The sequence below is a fragment of the Pseudomonas sp. PB3P13 genome, from assembly GCF_054897735.1.
The window spans coordinates 899,645-925,984 of record NZ_CM142702.1 but is presented as its reverse complement, the minus strand read 5'-3'; the positions used below and the strand labels follow the sequence as shown (position 1 = coordinate 925,984).

Genomic DNA, 26,340 nt, shown 5'->3' with positions numbered 1-26,340 from the left:
TATCGATCAAGGGTTCAATGATGGGGCTTGTTGCGCCGCTATTGAGGCGGTCGCCAGTGAAGGTGCGGTCGTAGCCATCGTTGTTGAATGGCTGATACACATTCTTCGGCAGGGTGGCTGAAGGCGTCTACGTCCTTTTGGCCTCGGCCTCATGATCGCCGGGTGACCGCTTTCGGCTAGAAGTTAGCCAATGACTCCCTCTTCTCTCAGTAAATGGAAGTAAGATGACTGCCAACTTCGACTCTTTAGCGTCTGACTTTAGGCTACACGATCTCTTCGGCGACTCCGAAAATCTGAGTACCACGCAACTGTGGATAATGGAGATCGAGCGCGAGAATACGAGCGAGGTAAAATTTCTATATGGGCGTTCTCTGCCAGGTACCTTCCGTGCAGATAGGTGGACGGGCACGACCAGCAGTAGAATCCCACTGGGAGGAAACAGCACTGTTAAAACTCACGCACTGACGCTTCATACGTCGGCTGACAAACTAACAGCATTCATCCGTAGCTTCCTAGGTGGCGCTTCTCTTCGGGAAGCGAGCGAGCTGGCAGGTATAGCGCTTGATGCGAAACTGGCTGAAGTCGTCGTAGGCGTCAACTTTGGTGGCAACCCCATTGCTCGGCCGGTGATGCATTTTCCATGTCGTGACTTGTATTTCCATCACATTAATCGGTTGAGTCCGTCGAGCTTTGCTAGCGCAAATACTGGTGCTGTCTCTTCGCCGAGCAAACCTTCACTCTTCGTTGCCGCAGAAGAGTCCGAGAGTAAGCTTGCCAAGGCCGCGTGTGATGCATTGGACGCCGACACGGGCATGGAATTCAGTACATTGGACGCTTGGCGTATTGGGGATTTCGAGTTCGTCTGCGTGCCTGGTCTGACCAAGAGCGAACGCCTGAAATTCCAGCTAGAGCTCAGAGGAGAGAGCTCGTCGCTCAAGCTATTCGAGCCTCTAACGCGGGATCCTACGGAGCTTCTGGTAGTAGTGAACTCTTACAACGACGGTGCCTCGCAAATGTCGTACATCACTCGCCTTTCTCGGGATGTCGCGTATCCCATCGACCATATCTTTGCCATCGACACCTTCAAGAACCAAGTAGCTACCGCGTACAGCCTGGAAATCTACGCTATAGGTGCTGACGGGGAGGAGTCGCACCTAGTGCTGCAGACTGGCTCCTATTACATTCGCAGCGTGAACATGAATATGCACGTCGTCGAATCTATTCGCTCAACCGATCGCATGGACTGGCTCGCAAGACAGGTTCCTAAGAACGAGAAAGCCAAGCTCGACGCTGCGGGGCGTATTGGTCGAACTCATCGACCGAACCGCTCCGAAATCGGCGGACACGCCGATGATCCTTGGGTCACTCAAAGTCGGATGATTGAGGACGAGGTCGGCTCGCTGTTGCCAAAGTCTTCCAACGGACGCTTCTTCCAGACGCTGTCGGTGAGTCGCGGAACTAGCCGCCTGCAATTGACCGATTGGCTTCGAAAGATCTTTGAGCAACATCATGACGCTCAGGTTGCTTGGATAGATCCGTACATGGAAAACGTGGGCATCGACCTGCTCAACACTCTTGGCACTGCTACCAGCGAATATCTCATCATTACGACTGAGAAACTGTCCGCTGAAGACTCCAAGGGCGAGCCAGGTGAACCAAATCGTATCCAGAAGCTGCTGGGTAGCTGTGCTGGTTGGGGCAAGGGCTACTACGGTAACGTCCAACTTAGGGTACTTGCTGTCCCGGAAAAAAAACTTCACGACCGGATGATTCTGGTCCGAGCGGCTAACGGAAGGCCAATTGCCGGTTACCACTTGTCCAACTCTATACAGCGAGCCAACATTGATCATCCATTGTTGGCCACTCCTATTCCGCTTGACGTGTTGCCACATGTCTTCGAATTTGCAGACAGGATCATCCAGAGCACTATGCACACGGAAGGCCGGGAAGAGCCGACAGCGAAGCTCATTTTCGACTCTAGCAACGAAAGCTTTGAGGTCGAGTCCAGTCCCACACAGCTAAGCCGCCCCTCCTTTACCGATCAAACACGGTCAGGGGATGTATTGGCGTGGTGGCTGGATGATCCAGAACTAAATGGTCTCTCAGGTGCGGAATTGCAAGATCTGATGCAAGCTAAAGGGAACCTAATAGAGGGCAAGCTGGACCCACAACGTTTCGGGAGTATTCCCGCAAAATTTTGGGGCAATGGGCTGTTACTCCCGGAATTCCACTCAGCATGGGACGCGTTAGGAACCGTACTGGCTCATTCGCAGGCTGGTCAGTTTTACAACGGTGACAAGTCCCCCTTGCCGGATTCGGTAGTGGGAAACCTGCTTACGCATCTGAACCCAACGCGGTCAGGCGCATTGGCGCCACAGGCCAAGAAGAGCCACCTAGACTTTGATTATTACCAACGTAAAAGTCTCGAAGAACTTCTACTTTCCAACGACAATCCTGAACGAGTTTTTGGATACTCAACCACAGATACCGCTTGGAGCGATTATTACGCCATCAAGATTCTGTGGTGGAAGGCACCTCAGACGCTTATTCATTGGCTGAATCAGGAATGCTCCAGTCCGATGGACGAGAATTCTCGCAGGCGTGCGCTAGTCGTCCAGGCACTGCGGCTCATTTGCATGTCACTCGCATTCGATAAACACCCAGCGCAAATTGGTGCATTACTGCGATGTAAGGCGAGCATCCCGGTCTGGATTGGTGTCCATGCCTACAAAGATGCGATCAACGCCGAAGCATGCACGGTCGATACTCTTGGCTTGTTCGACCTGATCAAATCCGATGATCAGCAAACCACGTTGTGCTGGCTGATCAACGAGGCCAACTATTCCGACTCTTCAACCAAGCATCATCTAGTTGCCAAGCTTACTTCTTCAATCGAGACTCCGATCAGCAATGCACAACTGCGAGCCATCCTCCGGCCTATGCGGGGTCGCCTTGGAAAGCTGCATCACTTCACACCTTGGATTCTAGAGTCAATTCTGATCCCGATGCTTAAGCTAAAGATCATCGACGTTGCGCAAGTTTCACGTGAGTGGTTGGAAGACCTTACCAACCAATGGAAATCCGCACTCAAAGGCGGTTCGATTTACTTCCAATTTGATGGCGATGGTGCCTTCACCGACGAGCTTGCTACGATGAGTGCGCACCTTGCACCCACAGATCTGCAGTACATCGTAGGTGAGATCTCCAAGACTTTTAACAATCTTGCTCGGACTATCCGTCAGCCACTGAGCGCACAGGTCGATTGGACATCGTATATCCGAGCACATGAGGTCAACCTTTGGCTTTATGCCCTTGCCCGCCGAATCACTGCATTAATCCACATGGACGAAAATCAACCTTTGCAGCGACTTGTAAAGGAAAGCGAATTGTTGATTGAGCGACTCTCGGTTTCGGAGTGGGAGACCCTGACGAGCTGCGAGCTTCCGAAGTACCTGATGGGCGATCCAGACCAAATCAGATCTCACCGGCTACTTGAAACCATCGCGGCTGCAATCAACGGCTGATTAAGTTAAGAAAAAGGCTGAACTGCAAGATGCAGCCTTACACCCTCCTCGTCCTTACACCCTCAGCTCCAAAATCGCCTCCATGATTAACTTGGAACGGACTACCTGCAAACCGCCACCGCGACGTAACCTGCTATGCCGGCCAGAAGGTAGGCGCTCAACTGGGTGACAAGCTTGACCGTCATGTACTCGCCCACAACCTCTGCCTGATCTGTGGGCATCGCTTCAACCTCCCTGCTTAAACCACTTCCCACTTCTCTCTTTTAATACGTTCGGACAGGGCCACGCGCTGCGTGGCCTTTATGCCGGCTCGCACCCCAAGGAATCATAATCATGACTCATCAAATCGAACAAATGGCTTACGTTGGTGCAACCCCGTGGCATGGCCTCGGCAGTCAGCTGACTCAAAAACAACCTATCGAGATCTGGCAGCGTGAAGCCGGTATGGACTGGCAGATCCAGGAAAGCCCCGTCCACTTCAAAGCCGACGCCATCGGCCATATGGGCAGTATTCACTCATTCCCAGAACAAAAGGTACTGTACCGTTCCGACACCAAGGCTCCGCTGTCCGTAGTATCCAACCGCTACCAAATTGTCCAGCCGCGTGAGGTTATGGAGTTTTACCGTGACCTGACTGAAGTGTCCGGCTATGAGCTGGAAACGGCAGGTGTTCTGAAGGGAGGGCGTAAGTTTTGGGCATTAGCGCGAACCGGGCAAAACGCCACCTTGAAGGGCAACGATCAGGTTAATGGCTACTTGTTGCTGGCGACCTCGTGTGACGGCACCCTCGCGACCACAGCCACGCCGACCACCGTTCGTGTGGTTTGCAACAACACGTTGAGCATTGCCTTGGATGGTATTCCCCATGCAATCAAGGTCCCACATAACACGCGATTCAATCCTCAGTCGGTGAAAAAGCAACTCGGTATTGCCGTCTCGCAATGGGACGAATTCATGTACCGGATGCGCGTGCTCTCCGAACGCAAAGTTCAGTGGCCTGAGGCGATGAGCTTTTTTATGGAGGTGCTATGTGAGACCCACGCCCATGACCCGATTCCCGACGTACTACCCAACAAACGAGCGTTGGAGAAGGTTCAAAACTTGTACGAAGGCAAAGGGCGCGGATCAGACATGGAGTCCGCTCGCGGCACCGCGTGGGGCCTGCTAAACGCAGTAACTGAGTATGTCGATCACGAGCGTCGTGCCAGAAGTTCAGAATACCGGATGGACTCAGCTTGGTTCGGGCAAGGAGCACAAATCAAGCAGAGAGCACTCGACTCGGCTCTACGACTAGTTGCATAAAGTTGTTTTCGACCAACATGCCTGAGCGATCAACGCTCAGGTATTTTTCCGCCTGAAGGAAAATACGATGAATTTCATACGCTTTGTCGGTCTGCTTTTCATGTTTTTCGGCATTCTGGCCAGCTGCCTGTTGGCAGTAGCACTAGCAGTTCTCATGGCTCGCTCCTGGCCAATCCTGATTGCAGTGCTGCTGGCGGGTTTGCTATTCGAGCTAATCACGACAGAAGCAGGGATCGAATTAACTGCAACTACCCAATCCTGATCTCAATCAAGCTACTTCTGCTTCATGTACGCAACCAACTGCTCAACCATGCTCATGATAAGCAACCGTTCAGCGTGGTTGAGATCACTGATCAAATCAGCCATGCGACTGGCCTGATCCGTAGAGCGGGTACTGGTTTCGGTCAGTAACTCCGCTGTCTCGCAGTCAAAAATCGCGGCGAGCTGCATCAGTCGTGAGATGCCAGGCATGACGATACCGCGTTCAGTACGCGACACAACGTCAAAGCTAACCCCCAATTTTTCCGCGACCTCATTTTGAGTTAAGCCGCAGCGTTTGCGTTGCTTGGCAATGGCCCGTCCCACGACCACTGCCAGTTGTCTTTCTTCAGTGCCCGACATACCGCCCTCCAATTGGAGCGGAATGGTTGGGCATTGCCCTCTGGACAGGAATAGCGCTATATGTCGATACTCGACATGATACGCCTACATCAAGCTATTTATGCCGATACAAGGAGCTCACCGTGCATGACAGCCCAGCCTCGCAGAAGAAAACCGTGTTCCCCAGCCCCCACGCTGCACCACCGAACAGCAAATCGTCGGCCCTACCGCTCAGAACACTGCCCTAAAGCGTAGTTTTTGGGCGCCATGCAAACCCAACCCACAATCAGAAAACCGAGCACTAAGATGAATATTAAAACCTCACTAATTAACGCAATGCTAATAGTAGTTTTACAGGCAGGTGTAGCCATCACAGCCGCTGCGGATGTGGACGTTCGCGTGTGCGATAAGACACCGACCCCTGCTCCGATATTGTCGATCAAACATTTCAACTGTTCTCTTCCAAACTCCGTATATCAATCGGTGAACCGGCCTTACGTAGATCAAAATGGAAATCGCTTCATTAAAGCGGTTCCGGGATTTCGACTTACCAGTTGCGATAGCGCAGGAACATGCGCACATCAAGGCGAGTTTATGGGAAATGCACCCGCTGGACTCTACGGCGTTACTACTGGATGGTACTTGGGCACGGATACGTCAGGCGGTGTAGTCGCTTATAAAGAGGGTAGCGGTCCGGGCTACGGAGGAAAGCGTTACGACCCACAGACAAGGGAAAAACCATCATCAAGCCAGGTAGACGTAAGCAAACTTGACGTTGTGTGCATGGCAACAGCAGTTTTTAACTGTTCGATCAATGGGCAAGACATCGAGGATCAGGATTTACCTAAATATCTTCCGCTGGTGGATAAAAAGGATGTAAAGAAAAATGGTGGCAACTGCGACTCAGTACCACTTTGCTACGATAAAAACATGATGCTCTTGGGTCTTAATAGAGATTTATTTTAAGTCTTGCCAATATCACTAGCAAACGGAAACAACATGGATATAAACGTTTACTCAGCCAGCGAAATCTCTAATGAGGACATTTCTTCAATGATCTCAGAAAAAAAGTCTTTCAAAATAAAAGAATTCGAATCTGATTTTTTTGGTGACACGGTAGAAACCTTAGAAAGGCTAATTGAATCCCAGGGACTCACGTGCAGGGTATATACCGCTGGCCGCATAGCAGCCCTCGGAGTCGGAGCACTTACCATCGTTGGTGGAATAGCAGCCGGACTTACAATTGCAGCTCACAACATTGCAACCTACGACCCAGACTACGAAATAGCCAAATTTTATCCGACAACGCTAGCCGTCATCTACAAGAAATAGAAACCCCACCAGCATAAATCAACCTTACGCCCTCCTTAGCAAAGCTAAGGAAGGCATAAGGCTCAAAAGTTTTATTTTTGAGTAGCAGCTGAATCATAACTCCACCCGTACTTCTTCTAATTCAATTTAAATAACTGAGAACTGTTATTAGCCACCACTATTTCGACAGCATCTCACATAGCTCTCTCCCTGGTGGCGGACAAGTAGCCAGTAAGAACTAACTGATGCGAAGTTGGTGGTTTATCAAAAACGCACAACGCGCGTACCCCTTGATTTCCTATCCCTCTGGCCCGAAGCTTCCAGCTTTCCAGCTTTCCATCTGTATAAGGGGTCTCCATTGCTTTCATGGATCAGGCAGTTTGCCGGCCAACAAGCCCGCAATTACGAAGGACGATTTGACCAAGCCTTGAAGCGAAGCAAAGTCTGGGGACTGGCACCCTCGGGTTTCAGTCGCACCCAAGAACGGTTTGCCAGCGAGCACAACCTCCAGGTTTTCCAGCAAGTGGTGACAGCGTACCTAGGCCATTACCAGGCTGAAGAAGTATCACAGCAGTGTTTCGCTGTAACCTTAATGCTGAAAGCCCCATTGGAAGAGGCGCTGGGGATGCCGCTTGCCTTCACCTTAGGGTACGTCGAATACAATGGCTGCAATGTGTTTCATAGCAATCACCAAGAGCTCGAGATGATGTTGAAAAAAGGTATACCTTCACCAGCGCTGAATCTGCATGCTTGGCTGACGCTGCCGAGCCATGAGGTGATTGATATGACATTCGGCACCACGTACGGCGTGGTGAATCAAATACCGAGCGTCATCGGCCGCATGTGTTTCATGCATCCGGATGACATGACAGCCGACATGCAGTACCACCCGCAGCTGATTGGGGAGGATTACCTGGAACGAATCGGCGCTACGCACATTTTGCTGATGCCGTATTAAGCCTTAATCACGTTATAAAATCGGCCGTTTATCAGGGATTCTATGCTCCTCAACGACAAGTTCGATTAGAGCCCGCTTCTGGCAGATAGGCCATCCTTGACCGGCTGCATTTCAGACAAAAGCAGCCTGTCGGGCTATTCTAGATGGTTGGAAGCAATTCATTTCTCAAACTTGAGAAGCTCCTGCTATACGTCTCACAACCGACAAAGATAATTGGGGCTTTGTCCCTTCAGTCTCTACAACTATCTTAAGCGTACCGTCACTTAGTCCTGTTCTGGTTGCCTTCACCGTATTTATACCAACATATGGAGAGCATTGGACCCTAGCCAATGATCCGTTAATAAAAATATCTTCATTCGGAGCTCTTTTATCTAACGATATATCTGTTACCTCAAAGGATATCTCAGCGGAATTTATTTTTCGATGAGCCACCATTCGTTGGTCAGAGACATGGCTTTCGATCATAAGTGCGAAATCTAAATCTATGCCTCGATCAATTTTTATGGTGGTTTGATGGATGTGAGCACGCAAGGAAAATCCGATTTTGTTAACTTCAACTGCTGCCGAATCAAGACGCAATTGACGGAAATCAGTTTGAGACAGGTCTATTTCACATGGAGCTAATATCTCTAGGATCATATCTTCGCCATTCTCCAATACACCCACAGACTTTCCGAGGTGGTGAAGAATAGCTTCGTGCGCATCGGCAAGAATCCCAACTAAATTAGGGCCTCTCTGCCCCGTTTCGATTGAAAACAAGTCTAGATCAGGGTCTAGAGCCATTTCTTTGCTGAGAGATGCATGAATTTGAAGAGACGTAGGTGGTTTTTTTATAAGTGGAATTGCGAGCGCGTCAAATTTTATGTTTACAAAAATCGCCGAGTTGACGTGCAAGTGTAAAACGATCTCCCTACCCGGCAATCCCCACTCTACTGCGGTTAAATCTCGAACTAGAAAAAGATCTATACCTTTTCCTTTTGCGTAGGCGATAGCGCCGGCTTCAAAGCCTGTTGTAGTAAAGATAGCTCCCTTATTTGCCCCCAGCGCCTCAATACTCGAGGCTAGAACATCCACGCGATCTCTACTTATCGGGTCCTTCCAACGTTTGCATTCGACCAAAGTGATGAAGGTGCTAAATCTTGCTCGATGAGTTATTTTTACATCCGTTTGCCGCCTAGCTCCGTAACGATCCATCTCTGTTACGTCTCTTTCTACTACAACGTTACCGTCCTCCTCATAGAGTTCTTTGATAAAGATCTCAAAGGCAGCCCAGTCATAATATTTGTGCATAAATCCTGATGCGTTCAAATCAGTTCTCCCTGAGGTAAGTGGATCGAGCATAACATTTGGTCAGCGCGACGCTGGCAATCGAAGCGCCGGGCTAGACATACTCTTGAATAGCCTGAGCCACGATAGGCTCGAACACTTGGTGCATCACTCAACGAGAGTGGAAGCCGCTCAAGCATCCACTGACACAGGTCAAAAAATGGGGCGTAAGAACCAGCGGGGGCACGCACGCGGATGAACTTTCGCAAAGGAGTCGGTGTTTCTTAGGTCAGGCTTACTTCGGCGGCGGCCTCTGCAGCATCCAGTAGCAGCTCCAAAACGTCGAAGCCTTCATGGTCACGGATCAGGTGATTCACCAGGTCATTCGCATCGAAAGTGAATGGCTCGCTAATCTCGACCATCCTAAAGAACTTAGAGGCCAGTAGCGTGCCTACCGTGTTTAGCAGTCCCTGCTCCCTTTTGCCTGTTAGTTTGGGAAAGAATGTCGACACCGCAGCGGTACCAAGAGGGCGCATCTCTGTCGAGAGTTGTACGTACTCCCAATGCCAGCGCCCCTTGGCAGGGCAGAAGGTTGGTTCATCGTCGTCAAGCAAGTAATTCCAGCTACTACTTTCCCACATCCATTGAGGCGGTTTCAGTAGGTAGGGCGCGGCATCATCCGGCCGCACAGTCACCTCATGATTCCGGCCACTGCCCCAGATCGTCAATGGACGTCGCTTCAGAAAGCTGAGAGCTCTCTGCCTCAAATGGAAGGCTGCCAATCGATCGTTAATGTCGCTTTGCAACTCTGCCTGAGTCAATCCCTCAGCCACTCCCAAGATGGTCATCCCAATGTCGAGGTTCAGGCTGTGCAAGTGCTGCAGGTTTAAATAGAGACGGCCTATCAGAGGGACAGGGAGGCGCTCTGCACAGCCGGATTCCAGAATCAGTGGAACAATCCTGACCTCCGGTTTGTCGGCGATTTGCGCCAACAGACGTAGCTCTTCGTGCAGGCCCGATCCAATTCTCTGAGCGGCCTCCAGGTAGTCTTGATCACACAAGCACAGGACGAGTAGTGGTCGTTTTGCCAGAGCTTTACCAATGGTGCGTTCAACTAGTTCGCCCAATGCCATCGTGTCACGATCCCAGAAGACATCGTGCTTCCAATTTAGGCAGGCAACAATGCCTTGCCGAACCCACTCCTTTTTTTCGAATCCTGCGCCCCAAGCGTACGAGATGAAGATAGAGCCGCTGTGTTCTGCTGTTGTCATGTGTTCTTTCCGTTGGGCTGTCGGTTCGTGCAGGCAAGCCTGCCCTCTCACTGGAGTGGCCTGACTATCACGAGGTAAGCATCAATGAAACGGCCCCTAAAGGGAATGTTCGAAGCTAACGAGCCACGGTCGTAGCAGGCTATCGATGCACTGAACTGTTGTCACGAAGCTAAGCCCCAGGCCGCTCAAGCCAAACCGTGCCACACGGTTGTGTTCCGCCTGTACGGCAGCTTCCGGTCGATTCTGTTGAAAAAGTCGGCTTCGAATTCCACACCAGAAAAGTACGCGCCTGAGTTTGAAATCTGATTTTTTTGTAGAAGGTTCAGAACTGGGATTTCACGTAGCAGCGTACAACAGAGGTGTTTTCATCCATCAATATTCGAGTGTTTGGGAAAACCGAATTTTTCAACACAATCGGCCAAAAGCTGCCTGTCACGAACCCGAAGCTGACTATGGCGACGCCTAGGACTCCGCAAGAGGCCGGGGTCAATTCATCCGTTGAAGCAACCATTTCAACCATCTCTCGATCCCTGGGCGCCTTTCAGTCTAAGGCGCCGAAGGGGCTGCTCGGCTCACTAGGAACTTGTGGATTCGGTTCTTAATATCGGATCATGGCATTCTGCTACTCTTGCTTAGCATGATACTGTCCTAGCAAGCAACGGCATGAGCTCTCCTCATTCGCATGGAAGACTACTTTGGATACTTTGGAATATTTGGAATTTGCAAAAGAGAAGTTGAGGAACTGCCAGCTTGAGGCAGTCCGGAGCTTCGTAGCATATGCTGAAGAGGACGAGTCAGCTAGAGCGTTTCTGATTAATCTCCCAACAGGAGCTGGAAAGACTGGAGTCATTTCGCTCATATCTCATCTATCTAAAGCCTCAAAAATTCTCGTCATATGTCACCGCAAGGCTGTTAAAGACCAACTATTCCGGGAAATATCAAGAAAGTTTTTTCGTGTCACAATTAAAGATGCAGACTTCGATCTGAAAAAAACTTATCGTGATTCCAATTTTGACCAAGGGGAAGGTATCTACATCACAAGTTTTCAGAAACTGACAGTGCTCGGTGATGAAAAGCTTGAAAACGTTCAAAGAAATTTCGATTTAATTATAGTGGATGAGGGACACTCTGAACCGTCCCCTGTTTGGCGAGAAATAATTCGCCAGTCCGCAGCAATGAAAGTGGTAATCACGGCGACACCCTATCGAAATGACTTGTTTGAGTTGAACGTCAGCACAGATCACTTCTATGTGTATACATTCAAGAACGCTGTCGCTGATCGGGTTATCACGGAGCCTGTCTATGAACAGATTGTCGATATGCCTAAATTACTAGAAAAAATCAAAGGGCATCTCGATTCCGACGAAAGTTTAAAGTGCATTGTTAAATGTAAGAGTCTTGAGGAAATACAGAAGTACCACGCTCTCTTGTCCCCGTTGTTCATAACAGCTAGCGTGCATGAGCGATTAGAAATCGACGAGATGCAAAATAAGTTTAAGCGCGTAGGCCCAGCACTTAAGGTTGAAGGACTCAGAGTAATCATCCACCAGCATAAATTGGACGAGGGAATTGACATCCCAGAAGCCAAATTGTTAATTCTGACTTACCAATTGGGTAGTGGCCGTGAGCTCGTGCAGGCCGTAGGTCGGATAGTGCGGCGCTATGGAGAAGCCCAACCATTGGTGCTGGACCTCAGCCAAGGCGCGAACGAGGGAATGTGGGAAGGCTATCAGAAGTTTGATGATTATCTTGCCAGCGGAGGCGCTTCAGAGTTCGTAAGCTCACTTAGTACGAGTTACTTGATTGAGTCCTTTCTCAATAGTTTCCCTAAATACAGCTATTTTGATGGAAAATTCAAAGAGCGTGTGGATTTAAACAGTCTTGACCCAGAAGATGATCTTAAAATTCCTCATGCGTCAGTATGCTTTGTTCAGAAGGCGGAAGATTTTTCTCTGGCCCTATTAATGGATAGGTTGTACTGGGAGCTGCATGGGGCCGGAGCTCTAGTCAAAACCTATGAAGATATCCTTGACCTCAAAGTCATGGTTTACGTGGAATTCAATAGTTCAAAATTCTTTTCAAACAAGTTGTTTTTTGAGCCTAAACTTCACGTAATAATCGTGAAAGAAATTGAGTCTGGTGTAGCGATATTTGATAGCGGTGGCGGACGTTATTACAATCAAGATAAGTACCGACTTCATAATGCCATTCACATTGACAAGCTTACCGCGTTAGCAGCCAAAACGAAAATTCATCAGATCAAAGAAACTCACGCCAGAGCTATTGGCCAAGCCGTCAGCCGTCCTGAAACTGTTGCTTTAAAAGGGAAAAACCTTGATGGAAGTCGCAGTAGTCAGAGTAACTCTCGATACGCTCTGACGATGGTGAAAGTCGATAACATTGGACTGGATGGTAAGAGAGACAGTAGCTTCTACATTGGCGCTAGATCGGGTCGGATTGTAGACCAGAAAGAGTCAAATTTCACGCTGTATGATATTTCGCAGTGGGTTGACGTGATCAGCCAATGTATAGAGGCCGGGGGTAACGCCGGGCGTCTTATCAAGTCGTACGCTCAACCTATAGCTGACAAACCGGATACAGAAATTCTTTCTGTACTACTGGATTTTACTGAACTCGATGGGCCCACTCCGATCGGGCATGGAGAACTCCATGCTGAGTTTATGTATATAGATTACAACAATGGAATAAGTTTTGATGCCCAAGGTGAACTGGTAGAAATTGCTCTAATATATTCTAATGACTCCTCTTGTTTTGAAGTCGCGCTGTCAGGAGCATCTAATGACAGAGCGGACCACGAATGGATTGTCGAGTATCTAAATCACGGTCATCGTCTGAAAGTTTTGTACGAGGATGGCGTTACGTATTTAGGCGGGGCTTTCTATAAGTTGGCATTGCCTTATGAGCGGGGAATTGCCGCTGAGGACAGTTTCGCCGGCAATTCGCTATTTCCACTTTTAGAAATGCAGCGTGCAGACCTCAAAGAAAAAGGCCATATTAAAGATCACAAGTATCACCGTACTACTAGAGATGAGTTTGATAGCGACTCGATTTTTCATCTTATCGATAAGTTGAAAGGATACGGAGATCCCACGACCCCCCTTGGAGAGCTAGGGCCTTTTGCTAAGTTCATCCCAGGTTGCGATCTCGTATTTTGTAGCGATATGGGAGTTGAACCGGGCGATTTTATTTTGTCCTCACCAGAGAAACTTTGCTTTGTCCACGTCAAATGCGGCGATGCTCTCAGGCCGCAGTCCTCAGCAGGTGCCATTGCCGAGGTCGGCAGCCAAGCAATAAAAAACATCCACATGCTTGTTTCGAGTAATAAAAACTTGAAGCCCGGAAATTTTTCAGCGTGGCACCAGGCTTGGCCCGCTAATAATGCAGAGTTTCCGTTAGATACGCGCTATAGATTGTTCGGCGGGATGATTAACTGTCCAGCGCCAATTGACGACTCTCTCTCCAAAAGTGTCTGGGACCTCATTTGCACGCGAAGAACATCAATGAGATGTAAAAAAGAGATCTGGATCGTGACTGGTAACTCATTTTCCGCCAAGCACTTCATCAAAAGCATGGAAAATCCGCTCGCCTGTCAGCCTGCAAGTATTCAGGCATATCAACTTATCGAGGATTGGTTAAGCACTGCGGATGAGCTAGATGTGGATTTGAAGATTTTTACTTCTCCATAAGGCAGTTTGAAGATCAGTTGGTCAGGCTTGAATAAACAGTTTTTTCCTTCAGGGCGCCTACAGGCATACATCACCCCAGCAGCTGCTTAACAGGCTCCACTCAGCGGCTCCGACCGCTTCGAACCCTAGGAGCATATTCCGCCACCACTTGTTTAGAGTGCTACGCCTAGGGCAGCGGTTAGCTTGGCAGGTGAAGCGACGACCTTGGTACCGAAGCGCTGAGCAAGCGGTTGAAGGACGCCGCACATGTGCTTGTCAGCTCTGAAATACGACACGTAAGGGATGTATAGAGCGTGGATAACATCTACAAAATCACTGGACTTCATCGCTCGCGGTCGTTCTCCAAATGACTTCTGCAGTGAGTCGTAGAACGCATTAATACAGATGAAGATACCCGGACAGTACTGCTCAATATTGCCTGCATCATCACAGCCAGGAGCTCCAGGTAAAAGGCGAACGAGCAACCGGTTGACGATCTCGATCAGTCCCTGCTTTTTAAGCTTCGCCCAGCGCTCCCCACTTACGCCTGCCATGACTGCGGCGTGCTCGCTTTCCGGCAACGCGTCGAGGTGCGCGCGTAGGTTAGAAGTATCCGCTCCACGAACCCCACATTCCAAGCGAATAGCTGACAACGGATGCTGTGCTCCCGATTTCCATCAGGAGCCCATCACCATGATGCGTCCCAATGCCAGTGTTGAAAAAGTGTACCTCTACCCCAAACCGGTGGACTTTCGAAAGTCCATCGACGGCCTGGCTGCGCTGGTCGAACTGGATATCAAAGTCGCGGTGTTTGACCCCGTGCTTTTCGTTTTTCTGAATCGCCACCGCAACCGCGTCAAGGTGTTGTATTGGGAGCGCAACGGCTTCTGCCTTTGGCTCAAGCGTCTGGAGTCCGAGCGGTTCAAAACTTCACCCGATGAACTGGATGAGGCCATCGTGCTGACGGTGCAAGAACTGAACTGGTTACTGGATGGGTTTGACCTCTGGCGCAACCGCCCGCACAAGGTTTTGACTCCAAGGTTTGTTGCCTGACGGGTATAATCCAGGGCATGCGACCATTGCCCGAAAACCTTCCTGACGATCCCGTACTGCTCAAACAGATGCTGCTTGAGAGTTACGAAGCACGCTCGCGCGAGCAGGAAGTCAAAGACGCTTACGCCACCCACATTGTTGATCTGAAAGAACAGATCAAGCTGTTGCGTGACCGTATCTTCGGGCGCAAGTCCGAGCAGACGGTCGAGCTCAACACGCCGCAACTGGCACTGTTCAACGAGCCCGAAAGCGAGCCGATGCCTTCAGTCGGCGACGCTGACGAAGAAGTCGTTGCTCCGACTCTACGCCGTGGTAAGCGCAAACCCTTGTCGGCTGATCTTCCGCGTATCGAAGTCATCCACGAACTGCCCGAACACGAACTGACCTGTGCCTGCGGTTGCCGCAAGCATGTGATCAGTGAAGAAACCAGCGAACAGCTGGACATCGTGCCGATGCAGATCCGCGTGATCAAACATATCCGCAAGGTTTACGGCTGCCGTGGCTGTGAAACAGCGCCGGTCACCGCCGACAAGCCCGCTCAATTAATCGAAAAGAGCATGGCCAGTCCAAGCGTGTTGGCGATGCTGCTGACCACCAAGTATGTCGATGGCTTGCCGCTGCATCGTTTTGAAACGGTGCTAAGCCGACATGGCATAGAAATCCCGCGCCAAACGCTGGCCCGCTGGATTATCCAGTGCGGCGAACATCTGCAACCGTTATTGAATCTGATGCGCGAGCGGTTGCTGGAAAGTCCGGTCATCCACTGCGATGAAACCCGCGTCCAGGTACTCAAAGAGCCGGATCGAGACCCGACCAGCCAATCCTGGATGTGGGTGCAAGCAAGCGGCCCGCCGGATCGCAAAGTCGTGCTGTTCGACTACACCTCCAGCCGTGCGCAGGACGTACCGCTGCGTCTGTTGGAAAGTTATCGCGGCTATGTCATGACCGACGATTACGCAGGCTATAACGCGCTGGCGTTGCAACCGGGCGTGGAACGTCTGGCGTGCATGGCTCATGTACGTCGCAAATTCGTGGAAGCACAGAAAGTGCAGCCCAAGGGCAAGACCGGGCGTGCCGATATCGCACTGACGATGATCAACAAGCTGTATGGCATCGAGCGTGAGCTGAAAGACGTCAGCGACGAGCAGCGATTTATCGGTCGGCAGGAAAAGAGCTTGCCGATCCTCGCCCAGTTGAAAAGTTGGCTGGATAAAACGCAGTCCCAAGTGACACCGCAAAGCGTGTTGGGTAAAGCGGTTAATTATCTGGCGAGCAACTGGCTTCGGCTGGAGCGTTACGTTGAAGCTGGTTTTTTACCTATCGACAACAACGCGGCGGAGCGTGCAATAAAGCCGTTTGTGATCGGGCGCAAGGCCTGGCTGTTCAGCGATACACCCAAAGGCGCCATCGCCAGTGCGCAGATCTATAGCTTGGTCGAGACCGCCAAAGTCAACGGCCAAGAGCCCTATACGTGGCTGCGCCACGTACTTGAGCGCTTGCCGCATGCCTCGTCGGTGGAAGACTACGAAGCCTTGCTGCCGTGGAACTGCTCACCGGAAATGCCACGGTAAACGAGGGGCCCACCTGGCGATAGGTGTGCTTCATGGATCGGATACGGTTAGAAAGCGTTTGCTCGCAACTATCAATAAGCTCTCGCGCTGGTCGTCTGACCCAGTCGCCAATAGCTCCCATTTTGTGGTGGTGGTGGATGAACCACTGAGCCATGTAGCTGGGGTCTCTGAGGCTTTCCAAGAAAGCTTTGTCGGCATCTCCTCGCGTCGCTTTCCCTAGGATGTAGCTCTTTAGCACTGTCATATCCCGGGGACGCATTGGCGTTCGTTCAAGCAGCTCACTGTAATCCAGCCGCTGGCCACAGCGTTGCTCTATATCACTACGAAAACGCCCATGCTTGTTTGTTGTGCCAGCCTTCAGGATCCTCCGCATTTTGCGGTTCATTCCGTGCTCATCCATCTGTTGCTGCAGCGCTCCTGTAACATCCAGTTCATCAATAGGGCTCATGAGCGCCCCCATCTCTGGAAACCACTCGCCATCACCGTCCACCGCAGTGACAGACTTAGCGTCTTGTGTAGACAAGCGGGCGAGTTCCGCCTTCATTAGCCGATCGAACGAGATCATTGTGTTACGACCGCAGAGTTCCACCATCAGTCTCGTCCGCTCAGATGCGGCAGACGCGTACTGCTGATCCATCGGCGACATTTCTGAAATGTGTGCTCCCGAGAAAACGAAGACTGCCTCACCGCGATTTTTAATCGCCCTGAGCGCCGCCAAATGCTGCGCATCCGGCCCATCTACCCCTGGCTTGCTAAGATTGGAATAGTCACAGCTATCTAGGTAGATCAGAGGTGGTGTGTGAGTGTGCAATTGTCGATATCCCTATCCATTTTGGTTTATGAAAACATCTGCTAAAGCAGCACCAAGCCCTGAAGGTATATGACCCAGTTTACGACCAGAAGCAGCTCTGTGCTGACTACAAAATGAGGGCCGGTTCACCTAAACTTTTTCCTCACACCATTTTTAGCTTACTGCTCTGCCAGCAGGGTGTCGTATCGACTTGGTATTGAACGCTTCATATTCGTCCCTCCGGTACAGGTCTAATGAGCGAACTACACAAACTTGAACCCAAGCTGTCACCCCCTACTGCAACCGAACCCATGCTGACTGCTTCCGTAGACTTTGGTAGCCGATTTGCAGAGGTAGCTAGCCCTCCTGAAAAGCGAACCAAGCCCGTCGTCAACAACTCCTTTAGCAGATTTTCCGCTGGCTACTCGGTAGGTCGCGTTATCTGGAATTTCTACCAGGCCTGCAATTAGATCGACTGACATCCCCAGCGCGCTCGCCCACGCCTCGTTCAAGCGACTGAACATGTTGGTTCGGTCTGAGGCGATTTTGCCTACCGTGTAAAAGGCGTCTCGGTTTAGCAAAATCAGCAGATGGTAGTGCGGCCTTCCACGCCACCCTTGCTCTCGTGCCCACACATACCGAACTTTGCAGCTATGAGCGTGCTGGTACCGCCGTGAAGCCATTTCGCGGTGATGCTTCACCTTTGATTTGAATGAGGCAAAGAACCTGCTAATGACCTCGTTGGAATCTATGTAATCGTCCAGTTCAATGTCACAGGGAAGCCGTAGGTCCACCCTGAATGCGAGCACCCTTGAGTATTGGTCAAAGGTAAAATCGATGGTTCGCTTTAAATCAGCCAGGTACTCGCGGATGAATGGGCCTTTCTCCACCATCACTGGCAGCCCTTCGAAGGTGTCGTCGTAATGGAAGTGAAGGTTTCGGTTATCGGGATGACGAAGCATGTTTACTACTCTTGGAGTGGAGGTCATAACCTCTGCACACTGAGTAGTTTTTAACCCTGCCTCCTTCCTGCCCCTGATGCACACGCCTTCGAGGGATGCCCCCTTCTGTACAGGTCTATAAAGCATATTACCCGCACCGAGAAAGTGACCTCCGAGAGCTGCGAAGGCACATTACTGAAATCCCAATGAGACGTTGTTTTTTTGATAATCCCTTCACTCTGGAAAAAAAGCATCTCCTATGCATGGGTCTACTCACACTGTCGCGGATCACGCTATCAGCAGTGATCAGCCCAACTTCGACATAGGCCATGACTCACTGAAGCGGCCGCAATGACCCGCACGGCCTCCGGCATAAGCGCCATGGTCGGAGTTGATCCGACCATGGCGCTTATGCCGGTTAGTCAACACCCTTCACGCAACAAATTATTCGGCCGTGTCGCGCTCTTCGATCCGAGCCAAAATCCACTCGTGTACCTCCTCCTCCACCCAACCAACGCTGCGCTCTCCCAGTGAGACCGGCTTGGGGAAGGCTCCTTCGGCGATGTACTTATAAATGGTAGAGCGACCCAGACCGGTTGAGTCGATGACGTCTTTCAGGCGAATGATCCTCATGAACGGGGCTCCTCTGTTCGTTCAGAGGATTGGCAGAACGGGTAAAAAACTACGGCCCTCGCTCTTCTATTTATCAGCAACGTCTATAGCACCGCACGAGCCGACCCAACGGACCCACTTCCACATGAAGTAGGGCTTATCTAGCTCCAATCATAGCGCCCACCAGCCTCTCACCATTGCGGAACAAATTCTGCGCAGCACGATTAGGCATGAAAAACCAAAAAAAGCCGTAGAAGCCCAGTGAATACTGCAATCTAGGTTAAATAAAATTCATAGAATACTCATAGATTCACAATAGAACCCTTATAGAACATTTATAGATTTCTTATAGATTTGAAATAGAATGCTAATAGTAAAACCACACATGAAAGGAACCCTCGATGGCCCTGACCATTGATAGCAGCGAGGCGGATGAGCTGAGCCGATTGCTCAACGATCCACGTTATGACGCTCGTCACGACATCTGGCTGTGGCTGTGGCTGAACCAATACCACGATGCCCATTTCGACTCTGTCACGTGCAACGGCATTACGATGAGAGAAACTCTCGCCAGCTACCTGAGCGAAAGATCTGGCATCCTCGAGAGTGTTAACTCGGAAAAGGACCAATTTTTGGTGCCCGATAGCTGTTTGAGATGGATTGATGGTAATGAGCGACAGTCTCAATGGCTCCTGAGACAGATTGAGCCGGTCACCGACCAGGGACCCGCAGAAGGGTTTCCGCGAGGGCTAGTCCGCCTCACCGGGAAGAACCGTTTAATCGCAATGCTTGACCTCTGGAAGCTCGATGTCGCCGAGAAAGTCATCGCAATCGGCCATATGCGCGCCGATTGGCTGGAGCATGAAGCGCGAGATCGCGATTTTGAGTGGTTCAAGGATAGGAAAGAGACGAATGAACGCTGCAAATGCGCTTGGGAGTGGCTGGAAAAAAATGATAAGTCCATATTCAAAGGACGGGCCGCTATCAGCAGCTACGACGATTTGCTCATATACTTCGATAAAGCAGGGCACGGTTCCCAGGAACGAAAATACATCGTTCAGAAGATCAAGAACCGATGGAGTCGCAAGCAGTTCGACGAGCGTGCGGCGGACAAAAAGCAGTTCAACGTCATGCTCTCCAAAAAAGTCATCCATCTACTGGATGAGCTAAGCGAGAAGCACAGCTTGAAACGAGCTCAGGTGTTGGAACGACTAATCACGGCAGAAGCAGAATCTGGGGACTACCTGGCTGAAACTTGATCTCGCCGTTAGACGCACTTCTCCCTCCAGACTGCTTAAAACGGTATTCCAAAAGGTATTCCAGATAAATTTTGTTAATTTAAAAAATGATGTAAATCAACAACTTAAAATATCAGTTCAGATTACCCCGGCCCACCAATTCCGAAGCAACAAAACCCGCCAAGTGCGGGTCTTGTTGCATCTGGGGGTTGGCATGCCCGAAATCGATGCAACGCCCCTGCAGGGAACAAAGCAAACCAACCCCGCCAAACCGCTCGCTCCTTCTGAAAACGCATCATTTTGACGCCGTTCAACTCAACACCCACCTCACCCCGCGTCATCCGCGAGTACCGGCCAGATCGCTCACGCCCCACGCTGTCTTCCAGTCCCGTCATCGGCACCCAAAAAAAAGGCACCTGCGTAGGTCGCAAGTGCCTTTTCATACAAGCCGGAAACTCAGCGCGACATCATGAACGTGTCGTATTCCAGATCTTCCAGTGCCGTGGAAAGACGGTGTAAACCCAGCAACACGCACACCAGCAACGACAGCGTGAAACCATAACCGAAGAAGCTTGGGCCCAGGTACATGCTGAGCAGCGTCAGCCCGCCGTTCAACACCGCAAACAGCACGCACAGCTCCAACACTACAGTGCGTTTGTCGAGGTAGAAGAACACGTTGAGCAAGGCCATGAACACCACCTGAATGCTCACACCGATCAGGTCGATGTAGAACAGGGGCAGGTAGTAACTGGAGATGCCCAGCCAGTCGAGCAGACGTGGCGCGAACAGGAACAACAGCACCACCGTGAGCCCCTGAACCTTGCAGATTTCCAGCAGACCCTGACGGATCGACAGGGTCATCTCGGTTTTCAGCGAGCCGATGTGCTGCAGGGTTTCGCCATCGCGGATGGCCCGGAACAGGCGGTCATACCATTCGGCAAAATCGGTTTCGATGCGCACCAGGAACACGGCCATCCCGGGGATGATCGCCAGGTACGCGAGGAAAATCGGCAAGTCGTACAGGATCGAGGCGCGCAACGGACCGACCACGGCATTGGAGGTGGCGGGGTTGAACCAGAACAGAAACTTGTCGATCCAGATACCGAAGTTGTAGAAGAAACCGGTGGCCAACAGGCTGAGGAAAACCTGACGCCGGTCGAGGAAATCGAAAGCGATCAGTTTCTCGGCGCGGTACTCGCGCAGGATGTCGTAGAGGAACAGAAACAGCAGCGTGCTGTGCCCGATCAACAGCGCCAGAAGCAAACCCGGCATCTGCAGGAAGCTCAGCACGTAGGCACTCGCCACCATCAGCGTGTAGCCCACCAGCATCACCAGCAGAATTCGGTTATAGGCTTTCATTCCCGAGAGGAAGATGATCACCAGCCACAGGTTGCACAGCACCACGAAGTTGGCCAGCACCAGCACACGGTAGATCAGCGGCTGATCGAACAACAAACCCAGCACGATAATGCCCAACACCCCGGCGGCTATCGTCACCAGCAACAGAATGCCCAGCAAGTTGGGCAGTATCTGCTCGTATTTGTGCTCGAACAAACGGTCAGAGACGAAACGGGTGAAGAACAACTGCAAGCCGCCCGTCAGGATCAGCGAAGTTGCCATCAGGTACGTCACCGTGACCAGAAACTGCCCGACCAACGCGTTCGGCAGCAGCAAGCCCAGGCTGATGATCCCCACCAGCATTACGCTGATGATCGACAACACCCACGGCCCGGAGCTGATCAGGCCGGCATACACATAAGCGTGCAGGGTCGAAGTGTAGGAGTCGCGCGAAAGTATTTTGCGCAGCTCGAAGCCAATTCCGGCCATTTAACTGTTCTCCATGGCTGCTTCATACAAGTCGCGATAACGCTGCAGCATCAAGGCTTCGGTGTAGTAACGGGTGACGCGCAACAAGCCGCTGGCCTGAGCCGCCTGCCAGCGTTGCGGGCTGCGTAGCAACTCGAGAATCGCCGCGCTGGTCGCTTGCGGATCGGCAATCGCCACCACTTTACCGGCGACGCCCAGGTCGCGATCTTCAGCGCTGCCGCCTTCGATCAGCTCGCGGCACGAACCGACGTCGCTGCTGACCACCGGCGTACCGGCCGCCCACGCTTCGAGGATCACCAGCGGTTGCGCTTCACTGATCGAGGTCAGCACCATCAGGCCGAGTTTCGGCAGGATTTCCTGAATGCGCTGGAAGCCGAGGAAATGCACCTTGCCCTCCAGACCCAGGCTAGCCATCAGGCTGCGGCACTCGCTGACGTACTCCGGGTCTTCCTCTTCGGGGCCGACGATCCAGCCTTCGGCTTGCGGCATGGCGCTGATCACGCCACGCATTGCCCGCAGGAAGGTTTTCACGTCCTTGATCGGCACCACACGCCCGATCAAACCCACCACCGGCGCGATGCCGGGCTCGCGGGCTTGCAGCGCGGCGGTCCACTGCGGCAAGTCGATGCCGTTGGGGATCACTTGAGTCCGGCTCGGTTCGGCGCCGTCCTTGATCTGCCGCTGACGGTTGCCGTCATACAGCGAAATGATGTTGTCGGCGCTGTTATAGCTCAGTCGCCCGATGCGCTCGAAGAAGCGTACCCACAAAGTGCGGATGTAACCCGAACCGGCATCGAGGCTGCGGTTGAGCGCTTGCCCGGAACTCTCGGCAATCCAGCTGGCCTGGGCCAGGTCGATCTTGCGTTCCTTGGTGTAAATGCCGTGCTCGCTGAGCAGGTAGGTGCAGTTCCAGCGCTTCTTGAGGATGCAGCCCAACAGCCCGGCATAACCGGTGGAGATCGAGTGCAACACGCGCGCCCGTGGCATCTTCAGCGACGCTTCGGCGAGCATCAGCAGCGGCGACTGCATGGTGCGCAGGGTCCAGAAATAGTTGACGAAGGACGGGTCGGCGCAATGCTGATTGTAGCCTTCGCTCAGAGCCTCCCAACTGGCGCGGCTGCGCAGCACATCGTCAAGGGTCATGTCGCCCCGGGCAATGCGATCGAGCAAACGCTCACCCAGTTCCGGCTCCGGCAATTCCGGGTGATGCAGGAAGCGATACAGATCCGCCAGCTGTTGCTTGTCGGCTTCGCGCGGTGTGCCGATCGTGTGGGTCGGGTGGACCGCGCTTTCGATAAACATCTCTTCGATGTGCACGACGTTGGCCGGTATCTCATAGCGCCGTTCCGCGTAGGCCGAACGCTGTCCGCCAATGAACACCACCGAGAACGTCAGTTCCGGCAGGCCCAGAATCATCTGGTGAATCCAGCTCGACACACCGCCGCGTACATAGGGCCAAGTGCCTTCGAGCAGCAGACAGATGTCGGCTACCGGAGCCTCTTCCTTGTGATTCATGTCCAGCTCCTCACCAGCTCAGCGAACGGTGGACGCTGACGGGTTTTCTCGGGAAGGCTTGCGAGCAGACCCGGAATTTCGTGATAGCGACCCGCCTCGAATGCCAGTTCGGCGCGGAACGGCAATATTTGCGCGGCGCCCATGCCGTTGTCCTGGGCCTGGCCCAGCAGCACTTCGGCGCGCTCGATGTCACCACGTTCCAGGGCAATGCGTCCGGCGAGCAAAAACAGCTCGCCGCCCTCGCCTGCCTGCAAGCCTTGCTCGGCATGTTCGCTGGCCTGATCAAGTACGTGATCAAGCACGCTGCCCTGCGCCAGGCCAAGGTACGCCAGCTCCCAATACCAGCGCGCCAGCGTGCCATGCAGCGCACCGGCGGTTTTGGCGTTGGCACTGATCAATTGGCCGAGTGCAATCTGGATGCGCAGGTTGATGTCGCTTTCCTGTTTGTCGAGCATCGAGTACGCCAGCAGGCGCACGTCATCGCTCGGGTCGCCCAGCGCCAGCTTGAGGATCGGCACCGCTTCCTTGCCGGGCATGCGTCGGGTGGCGAGCAAAGCGGCCAGACGCTGATCGGGATCGGGCGCATGGCGCAGCACGTCCTGCAAACCGCCGTCGGCGAAAATCGGCGAGTGCGATTGCAGCTGTGCGCGATACGGCAGGCTGGGAATGCCCACCGCTTGCCAGGCTTGCTTGTCGCGTTTGCGCGGCAGATACAGCGCCGGAAAGATCGACAGCACCACGCCAATCGTACCGATCACCGGCACAAAGAACGCCAGGCTGAAAATGAACAGCGGGCTCCACGGCAACGGTGCGCGATAACGCGCTGGCAACAACAGCCACACGGCGGCGCACAACAGCGCGCACGCCAGGCCGTGGCTGAGGGTGAACACCAGCAATTGTTGTAACTCGGGCGCCGGCAGCCACAAACTGGCCCAACTGCCCGCCTCTAACAACAAGGCTCCGCTAAACAGCCACTTGCTGATCATTCAGGCCACACTCGTTGAACAGGAAATTACGCAGCCCGTCGCGTTCACAGCCAGGCTCCAGATTGAAAGGCATCACCCGCACACCAAGGCTGTCCAGATCACTTTCGATGCCGAAGTGTTCATGCAACAACACGTTGATCCGCGCCAGATAACCTTCGGTGCCTTGCGGGCTGGTCAACGGCAGGAGTACCAGCAGCAGCTGATGGTCGCGGCTGTTGCGCACCGGCAAATGCAGATCGAGGCCACGCTGGCTGCGCTCCAGCAGGCGTGTCAGCTCATCGTTGGGACGGGTCATTTCAAACGCGAACAGACCGGCCGCCAATTTGTGTTGTTCGACATCCATCAACGAACGTTTGAGTTGCAGGGTGAACTGCTGGGCATCGGCGTCCGGCAGTTGCAGCACCGTCGCGTCTTTGCGCATCAGATCGGCGATGTGCCCACCCAGCAAAGCCAGCAGGCTCAAGGTACGATCCTGGAAGGCGAAAAACGGCATCTGCCGAACGGCCAGAACCGCCAGCAAACGACCCTCGGCGTCGATCAACGGGATGCACGCCTGCAGCGATGAGAACTGCGCCGAGGTGCCCGCATCGATCAATTCCTGACGCACGCTGACCAACTCACCGCGTTCCAGGCACAGCTTGACCAGACCATCTTCGGTGCCCAGCGGCCCCATGACGCCGATGGTCGCCAGCGCTTGCGGCAAGACGTTTTCGCCACGCTCGTCAACGCGATACAAACCGGCCACACGCAAAGCCCCGTACTGCCCAAACACTGCCACAATGGGGTCGGCCAGCGCAGCGAGCGCATCGTCTTCAAGCGGCAACACGCGCAGCTTTTCCCGCAAGCCCAGCAGCGAACTGCGCAGGCTCTGGTCGCTACCGGCGACGCGCTGCTCCAGCAGGTCGTGGGAGACCCGTAGAATCTGGTGCGCCCGGGTGAACTCGTCGAGACGATACTGACGATAATCGTTGGCCATCTGCAGACGCTCCAGGCGCCGTTCCCACAGATCGCGAACCTCACCCACCAGCATGCCGCAGACCAGCACGCCGACGATGTAGGAAGGCTGAAGTTCGGCATAACCTTCGTGGCCGTTCAGGCGCAAGGCAAACAACGCCAGCACCAACAGCGCGGCGCTGAGCAGGCCGCGTACAAAACCGTATCGCACGCCCAGCAGCAGCGGCGCCAGAATCGGCCAGGGGAAGGCGCCGTGCATTTGCAACGGGTCTTCAGGCGTCAGCCACAAGCCCAGGCCAATGGCCCCGCCGGTGACCAAAAACGTTTCCAGCCAAGACACCGGGCCGCTGGCGCGAGGCGCCAGGCTGTAATCCATGTGCGGAGAATTCATTGCAATCACTCGAACCGAAGGGCGCCAACAAGTTTGTCGAGTACCGTTTGAGCGGTGCCCGCCAGGCTTTCACGGGACCAGCCGGCGCGCGCGCCGCTTTTGCTCCAGAGCACGCGGCCGGTGCTGGCTTCCAGCACGCGCAGGCTGATGCCCACGGCCGGCTCGCCGTCCAGACCGTTCTTGTACTGCCATTCTTCGACGCTGCCGGCGACGACGTAGTCGAGCTTCTGCTGGCGGGCCCAGTCGAGGGCGCCGGCCAGACGCTCGTTGTCGTCCATCAGCGCTTGTTCGCCTTCAGTGCTCGCCGGGTAAACCCGTGGTTGCAGACCGTGGCTGCTGAGCACGCTGAGCAGGATCTGCTCGGCGCGTTCACCGGCTTGCGGTGTCTGCGAATAGTTGACCACCGGTACGATGCCCCACTGCGCATTGCGGGGCAGGTTCGGGCTGGCGTCATGGGTGAAGCTGGCGCAGCCGGCGACGAACAGGACCGTGAGGGCCAGGCCCAGGTTACGAATTGCTTGCATAGTTTTTCTCCGTAGACATT

The 26,340-nt window shown here is 52.9% G+C and carries 21 protein-coding genes; 10 read left to right on the top strand and 11 right to left on the bottom strand.

Translation table 11 applies throughout. The annotated features are described in order from the left end of the window. Nucleotides 1-224 precede the first annotated feature (224 nt). The 3 genes from ACYZT1_RS04100 to ACYZT1_RS04090 all read left to right on the top strand — a co-directional run bounded on the left by ACYZT1_RS04100 (nucleotide 225) and on the right by ACYZT1_RS04090 (nucleotide 5,088). Entirely contained in the window at nucleotides 225-3,524 is a 3,300-nt protein-coding gene (locus ACYZT1_RS04100; RefSeq protein WP_462017789.1) for a VPA1262 family protein, read from the top strand. 333 nt (nucleotides 3,525-3,857) lie between these two features. Next, nucleotides 3,858-4,826 (top strand): DUF932 domain-containing protein, encoded by a 969-nt coding sequence (locus ACYZT1_RS04095; RefSeq protein ID WP_462017788.1) that lies wholly within the window; start codon nucleotides 3,858-3,860, stop codon nucleotides 4,824-4,826. Between the two features lie 67 nt (nucleotides 4,827-4,893). Further along, complete coding sequence (locus ACYZT1_RS04090; RefSeq protein WP_462017787.1) at nucleotides 4,894-5,088, top strand: hypothetical protein; 195 nt, start codon at nucleotides 4,894-4,896, stop codon at nucleotides 5,086-5,088. 11 nt (nucleotides 5,089-5,099) lie between these two features. Here ACYZT1_RS04090 and ACYZT1_RS04085 read toward each other — a convergent pair whose 3' ends face one another. Next, entirely contained in the window at nucleotides 5,100-5,447 is a 348-nt protein-coding gene (locus ACYZT1_RS04085) for a helix-turn-helix domain-containing protein (RefSeq protein ID WP_034120722.1), read from the bottom strand. A 285-nt stretch (nucleotides 5,448-5,732) separates the two neighbouring features. Between ACYZT1_RS04085 and ACYZT1_RS04080 the strand changes: the two genes are divergently transcribed. The 3 genes from ACYZT1_RS04080 to ACYZT1_RS04070 all read left to right on the top strand — a co-directional run bounded on the left by ACYZT1_RS04080 (nucleotide 5,733) and on the right by ACYZT1_RS04070 (nucleotide 7,695). Next, the gene (locus tag ACYZT1_RS04080; protein ID WP_462017786.1) at nucleotides 5,733-6,392 is read left to right on the top strand and encodes a hypothetical protein; all 660 of its coding nucleotides are present in this window, start codon (nucleotides 5,733-5,735) and stop codon (nucleotides 6,390-6,392) included. Nucleotides 6,393-6,425: 33 nt separating this feature from the next. Further along, on the top strand, nucleotides 6,426-6,758 hold the full coding sequence (locus ACYZT1_RS04075) for a hypothetical protein (protein WP_462017785.1): 333 nt from the start codon (nucleotides 6,426-6,428) through the stop codon (nucleotides 6,756-6,758). A 337-nt stretch (nucleotides 6,759-7,095) separates the two neighbouring features. After that, the gene (locus tag ACYZT1_RS04070; protein WP_462017784.1) at nucleotides 7,096-7,695 is read left to right on the top strand and encodes a hypothetical protein; all 600 of its coding nucleotides are present in this window, start codon (nucleotides 7,096-7,098) and stop codon (nucleotides 7,693-7,695) included. Between the two features lie 165 nt (nucleotides 7,696-7,860). On the opposite strand, the gene ACYZT1_RS04065 is transcribed toward ACYZT1_RS04070, so the two are convergent. Then, complete coding sequence (locus tag ACYZT1_RS04065) at nucleotides 7,861-9,003, bottom strand: restriction endonuclease (protein ID WP_462017783.1); 1,143 nt, start codon at nucleotides 9,001-9,003, stop codon at nucleotides 7,861-7,863. Nucleotides 9,004-9,245: 242 nt separating this feature from the next. After that, a complete protein-coding gene (locus tag ACYZT1_RS04060; protein ID WP_462017782.1) occupies nucleotides 9,246-10,232 on the bottom strand; it encodes a toll/interleukin-1 receptor domain-containing protein in 987 nt (328 codons plus the stop codon). A gap of 695 nt (nucleotides 10,233-10,927) precedes the next feature. Here ACYZT1_RS04060 and ACYZT1_RS04055 point away from each other — a divergent pair. Further along, nucleotides 10,928-13,939: a DEAD/DEAH box helicase gene (locus ACYZT1_RS04055; RefSeq protein ID WP_462017781.1), complete on the top strand. Its 3,012-nt coding sequence runs from the start codon at nucleotides 10,928-10,930 to the stop codon at nucleotides 13,937-13,939. A 152-nt stretch (nucleotides 13,940-14,091) separates the two neighbouring features. Here the strand turns inward: ACYZT1_RS04055 and ACYZT1_RS04050 are convergent, their stop codons facing one another. Continuing rightward, nucleotides 14,092-14,571, bottom strand: a complete 480-nt coding sequence (locus tag ACYZT1_RS04050) for a hypothetical protein (RefSeq protein WP_462017780.1) — start codon at nucleotides 14,569-14,571, stop codon at nucleotides 14,092-14,094. Between the two features lie 40 nt (nucleotides 14,572-14,611). Here ACYZT1_RS04050 and tnpB point away from each other — a divergent pair, with 40 nt between their 5' ends. Both tnpB and tnpC read left to right on the top strand, forming a co-directional pair. Then, nucleotides 14,612-14,971, top strand: coding sequence for an IS66 family insertion sequence element accessory protein TnpB (gene tnpB / locus ACYZT1_RS04045; protein ID WP_412041168.1), 360 nt, complete (start codon nucleotides 14,612-14,614; stop codon nucleotides 14,969-14,971). A gap of 17 nt (nucleotides 14,972-14,988) precedes the next feature. After that, a complete protein-coding gene (gene tnpC / locus ACYZT1_RS04040) occupies nucleotides 14,989-16,542 on the top strand; it encodes an IS66 family transposase (protein ID WP_462017779.1) in 1,554 nt (517 codons plus the stop codon). A gap of 1,077 nt (nucleotides 16,543-17,619) precedes the next feature. On the opposite strand, the gene ACYZT1_RS04035 is transcribed toward tnpC, so the two are convergent. Both ACYZT1_RS04035 and ACYZT1_RS04030 read right to left on the bottom strand, forming a co-directional pair. Further along, nucleotides 17,620-18,294: an inovirus Gp2 family protein gene (locus ACYZT1_RS04035; RefSeq protein WP_462019186.1), complete on the bottom strand. Its 675-nt coding sequence runs from the start codon at nucleotides 18,292-18,294 to the stop codon at nucleotides 17,620-17,622. Between the two features lie 423 nt (nucleotides 18,295-18,717). After that, a complete protein-coding gene (locus ACYZT1_RS04030; protein WP_133836645.1) occupies nucleotides 18,718-18,906 on the bottom strand; it encodes a helix-turn-helix transcriptional regulator in 189 nt (62 codons plus the stop codon). A gap of 380 nt (nucleotides 18,907-19,286) precedes the next feature. On the opposite strand from ACYZT1_RS04030, the gene ACYZT1_RS04025 reads away from it, so the two are divergent. After that, the gene (locus tag ACYZT1_RS04025) at nucleotides 19,287-20,144 is read left to right on the top strand and encodes a hypothetical protein (RefSeq protein WP_462017778.1); all 858 of its coding nucleotides are present in this window, start codon (nucleotides 19,287-19,289) and stop codon (nucleotides 20,142-20,144) included. A 435-nt stretch (nucleotides 20,145-20,579) separates the two neighbouring features. Here ACYZT1_RS04025 and pelG read toward each other — a convergent pair whose 3' ends face one another. The 5 genes from pelG to ACYZT1_RS04000 are packed head-to-tail and all read right to left on the bottom strand — an operon-like array spanning nucleotide 20,580 to nucleotide 26,320. Beyond that, entirely contained in the window at nucleotides 20,580-21,950 is a 1,371-nt protein-coding gene (gene pelG, locus ACYZT1_RS04020; protein ID WP_462017777.1) for an exopolysaccharide Pel transporter PelG, read from the bottom strand. After that, nucleotides 21,951-23,465, bottom strand: a complete 1,515-nt coding sequence (gene pelF, locus ACYZT1_RS04015) for a GT4 family glycosyltransferase PelF (RefSeq protein WP_462017776.1) — start codon at nucleotides 23,463-23,465, stop codon at nucleotides 21,951-21,953. After that, nucleotides 23,462-24,451, bottom strand: a complete 990-nt coding sequence (locus ACYZT1_RS04010) for a HEAT repeat domain-containing protein (RefSeq protein WP_462017775.1) — start codon at nucleotides 24,449-24,451, stop codon at nucleotides 23,462-23,464. Before ACYZT1_RS04010 ends, pelF begins: the two co-directional genes overlap by 4 nt. Continuing rightward, nucleotides 24,429-25,796, bottom strand: a complete 1,368-nt coding sequence (locus ACYZT1_RS04005) for a PelD GGDEF domain-containing protein (protein WP_462017774.1) — start codon at nucleotides 25,794-25,796, stop codon at nucleotides 24,429-24,431. The genes ACYZT1_RS04010 and ACYZT1_RS04005 overlap by 23 nt, the downstream gene beginning before the upstream one ends. A gap of 5 nt (nucleotides 25,797-25,801) precedes the next feature. Next, nucleotides 25,802-26,320: a penicillin-binding protein activator LpoB gene (locus tag ACYZT1_RS04000; RefSeq protein WP_462017773.1), complete on the bottom strand. Its 519-nt coding sequence runs from the start codon at nucleotides 26,318-26,320 to the stop codon at nucleotides 25,802-25,804. Nucleotides 26,321-26,340: the final 20 nt, after the last annotated feature.

Bases quoted from the DNA above. Each gene is read 5' to 3' on its own strand.
- tnpC (WP_462017779.1), top strand. From the start codon at position 14,989: ATGCGACCATTGCCCGAAAACCTTCCTGACGATCCCGTACTGCTCAAA.
- ACYZT1_RS04035 (WP_462019186.1), bottom strand. From the start codon at position 18,294: ATGCTTCGTCATCCCGATAACCGAAACCTTCACTTCCATTACGACGAC.
- tnpB (WP_412041168.1), top strand. From the start codon at position 14,612: ATGATGCGTCCCAATGCCAGTGTTGAAAAAGTGTACCTCTACCCCAAA.
- ACYZT1_RS04095 (WP_462017788.1), top strand. From the start codon at position 3,858: ATGACTCATCAAATCGAACAAATGGCTTACGTTGGTGCAACCCCGTGG.
- ACYZT1_RS04075 (WP_462017785.1), top strand. From the start codon at position 6,426: ATGGATATAAACGTTTACTCAGCCAGCGAAATCTCTAATGAGGACATT.
- ACYZT1_RS04100 (WP_462017789.1), top strand. From the start codon at position 225: ATGACTGCCAACTTCGACTCTTTAGCGTCTGACTTTAGGCTACACGAT.
- ACYZT1_RS04085 (WP_034120722.1), bottom strand. From the start codon at position 5,447: ATGTCGGGCACTGAAGAAAGACAACTGGCAGTGGTCGTGGGACGGGCC.
- ACYZT1_RS04025 (WP_462017778.1), top strand. From the start codon at position 19,287: ATGGCCCTGACCATTGATAGCAGCGAGGCGGATGAGCTGAGCCGATTG.
- ACYZT1_RS04010 (WP_462017775.1), bottom strand. From the start codon at position 24,451: ATGATCAGCAAGTGGCTGTTTAGCGGAGCCTTGTTGTTAGAGGCGGGC.
- ACYZT1_RS04030 (WP_133836645.1), bottom strand. From the start codon at position 18,906: ATGAGGATCATTCGCCTGAAAGACGTCATCGACTCAACCGGTCTGGGT.
- pelF (WP_462017776.1), bottom strand. From the start codon at position 23,465: ATGAATCACAAGGAAGAGGCTCCGGTAGCCGACATCTGTCTGCTGCTC.
- ACYZT1_RS04000 (WP_462017773.1), bottom strand. From the start codon at position 26,320: ATGCAAGCAATTCGTAACCTGGGCCTGGCCCTCACGGTCCTGTTCGTC.
- ACYZT1_RS04090 (WP_462017787.1), top strand. From the start codon at position 4,894: ATGAATTTCATACGCTTTGTCGGTCTGCTTTTCATGTTTTTCGGCATT.
- ACYZT1_RS04080 (WP_462017786.1), top strand. From the start codon at position 5,733: ATGAATATTAAAACCTCACTAATTAACGCAATGCTAATAGTAGTTTTA.
- ACYZT1_RS04005 (WP_462017774.1), bottom strand. From the start codon at position 25,796: ATGAATTCTCCGCACATGGATTACAGCCTGGCGCCTCGCGCCAGCGGC.
- pelG (WP_462017777.1), bottom strand. From the start codon at position 21,950: ATGGCCGGAATTGGCTTCGAGCTGCGCAAAATACTTTCGCGCGACTCC.
- ACYZT1_RS04060 (WP_462017782.1), bottom strand. From the start codon at position 10,232: ATGACAACAGCAGAACACAGCGGCTCTATCTTCATCTCGTACGCTTGG.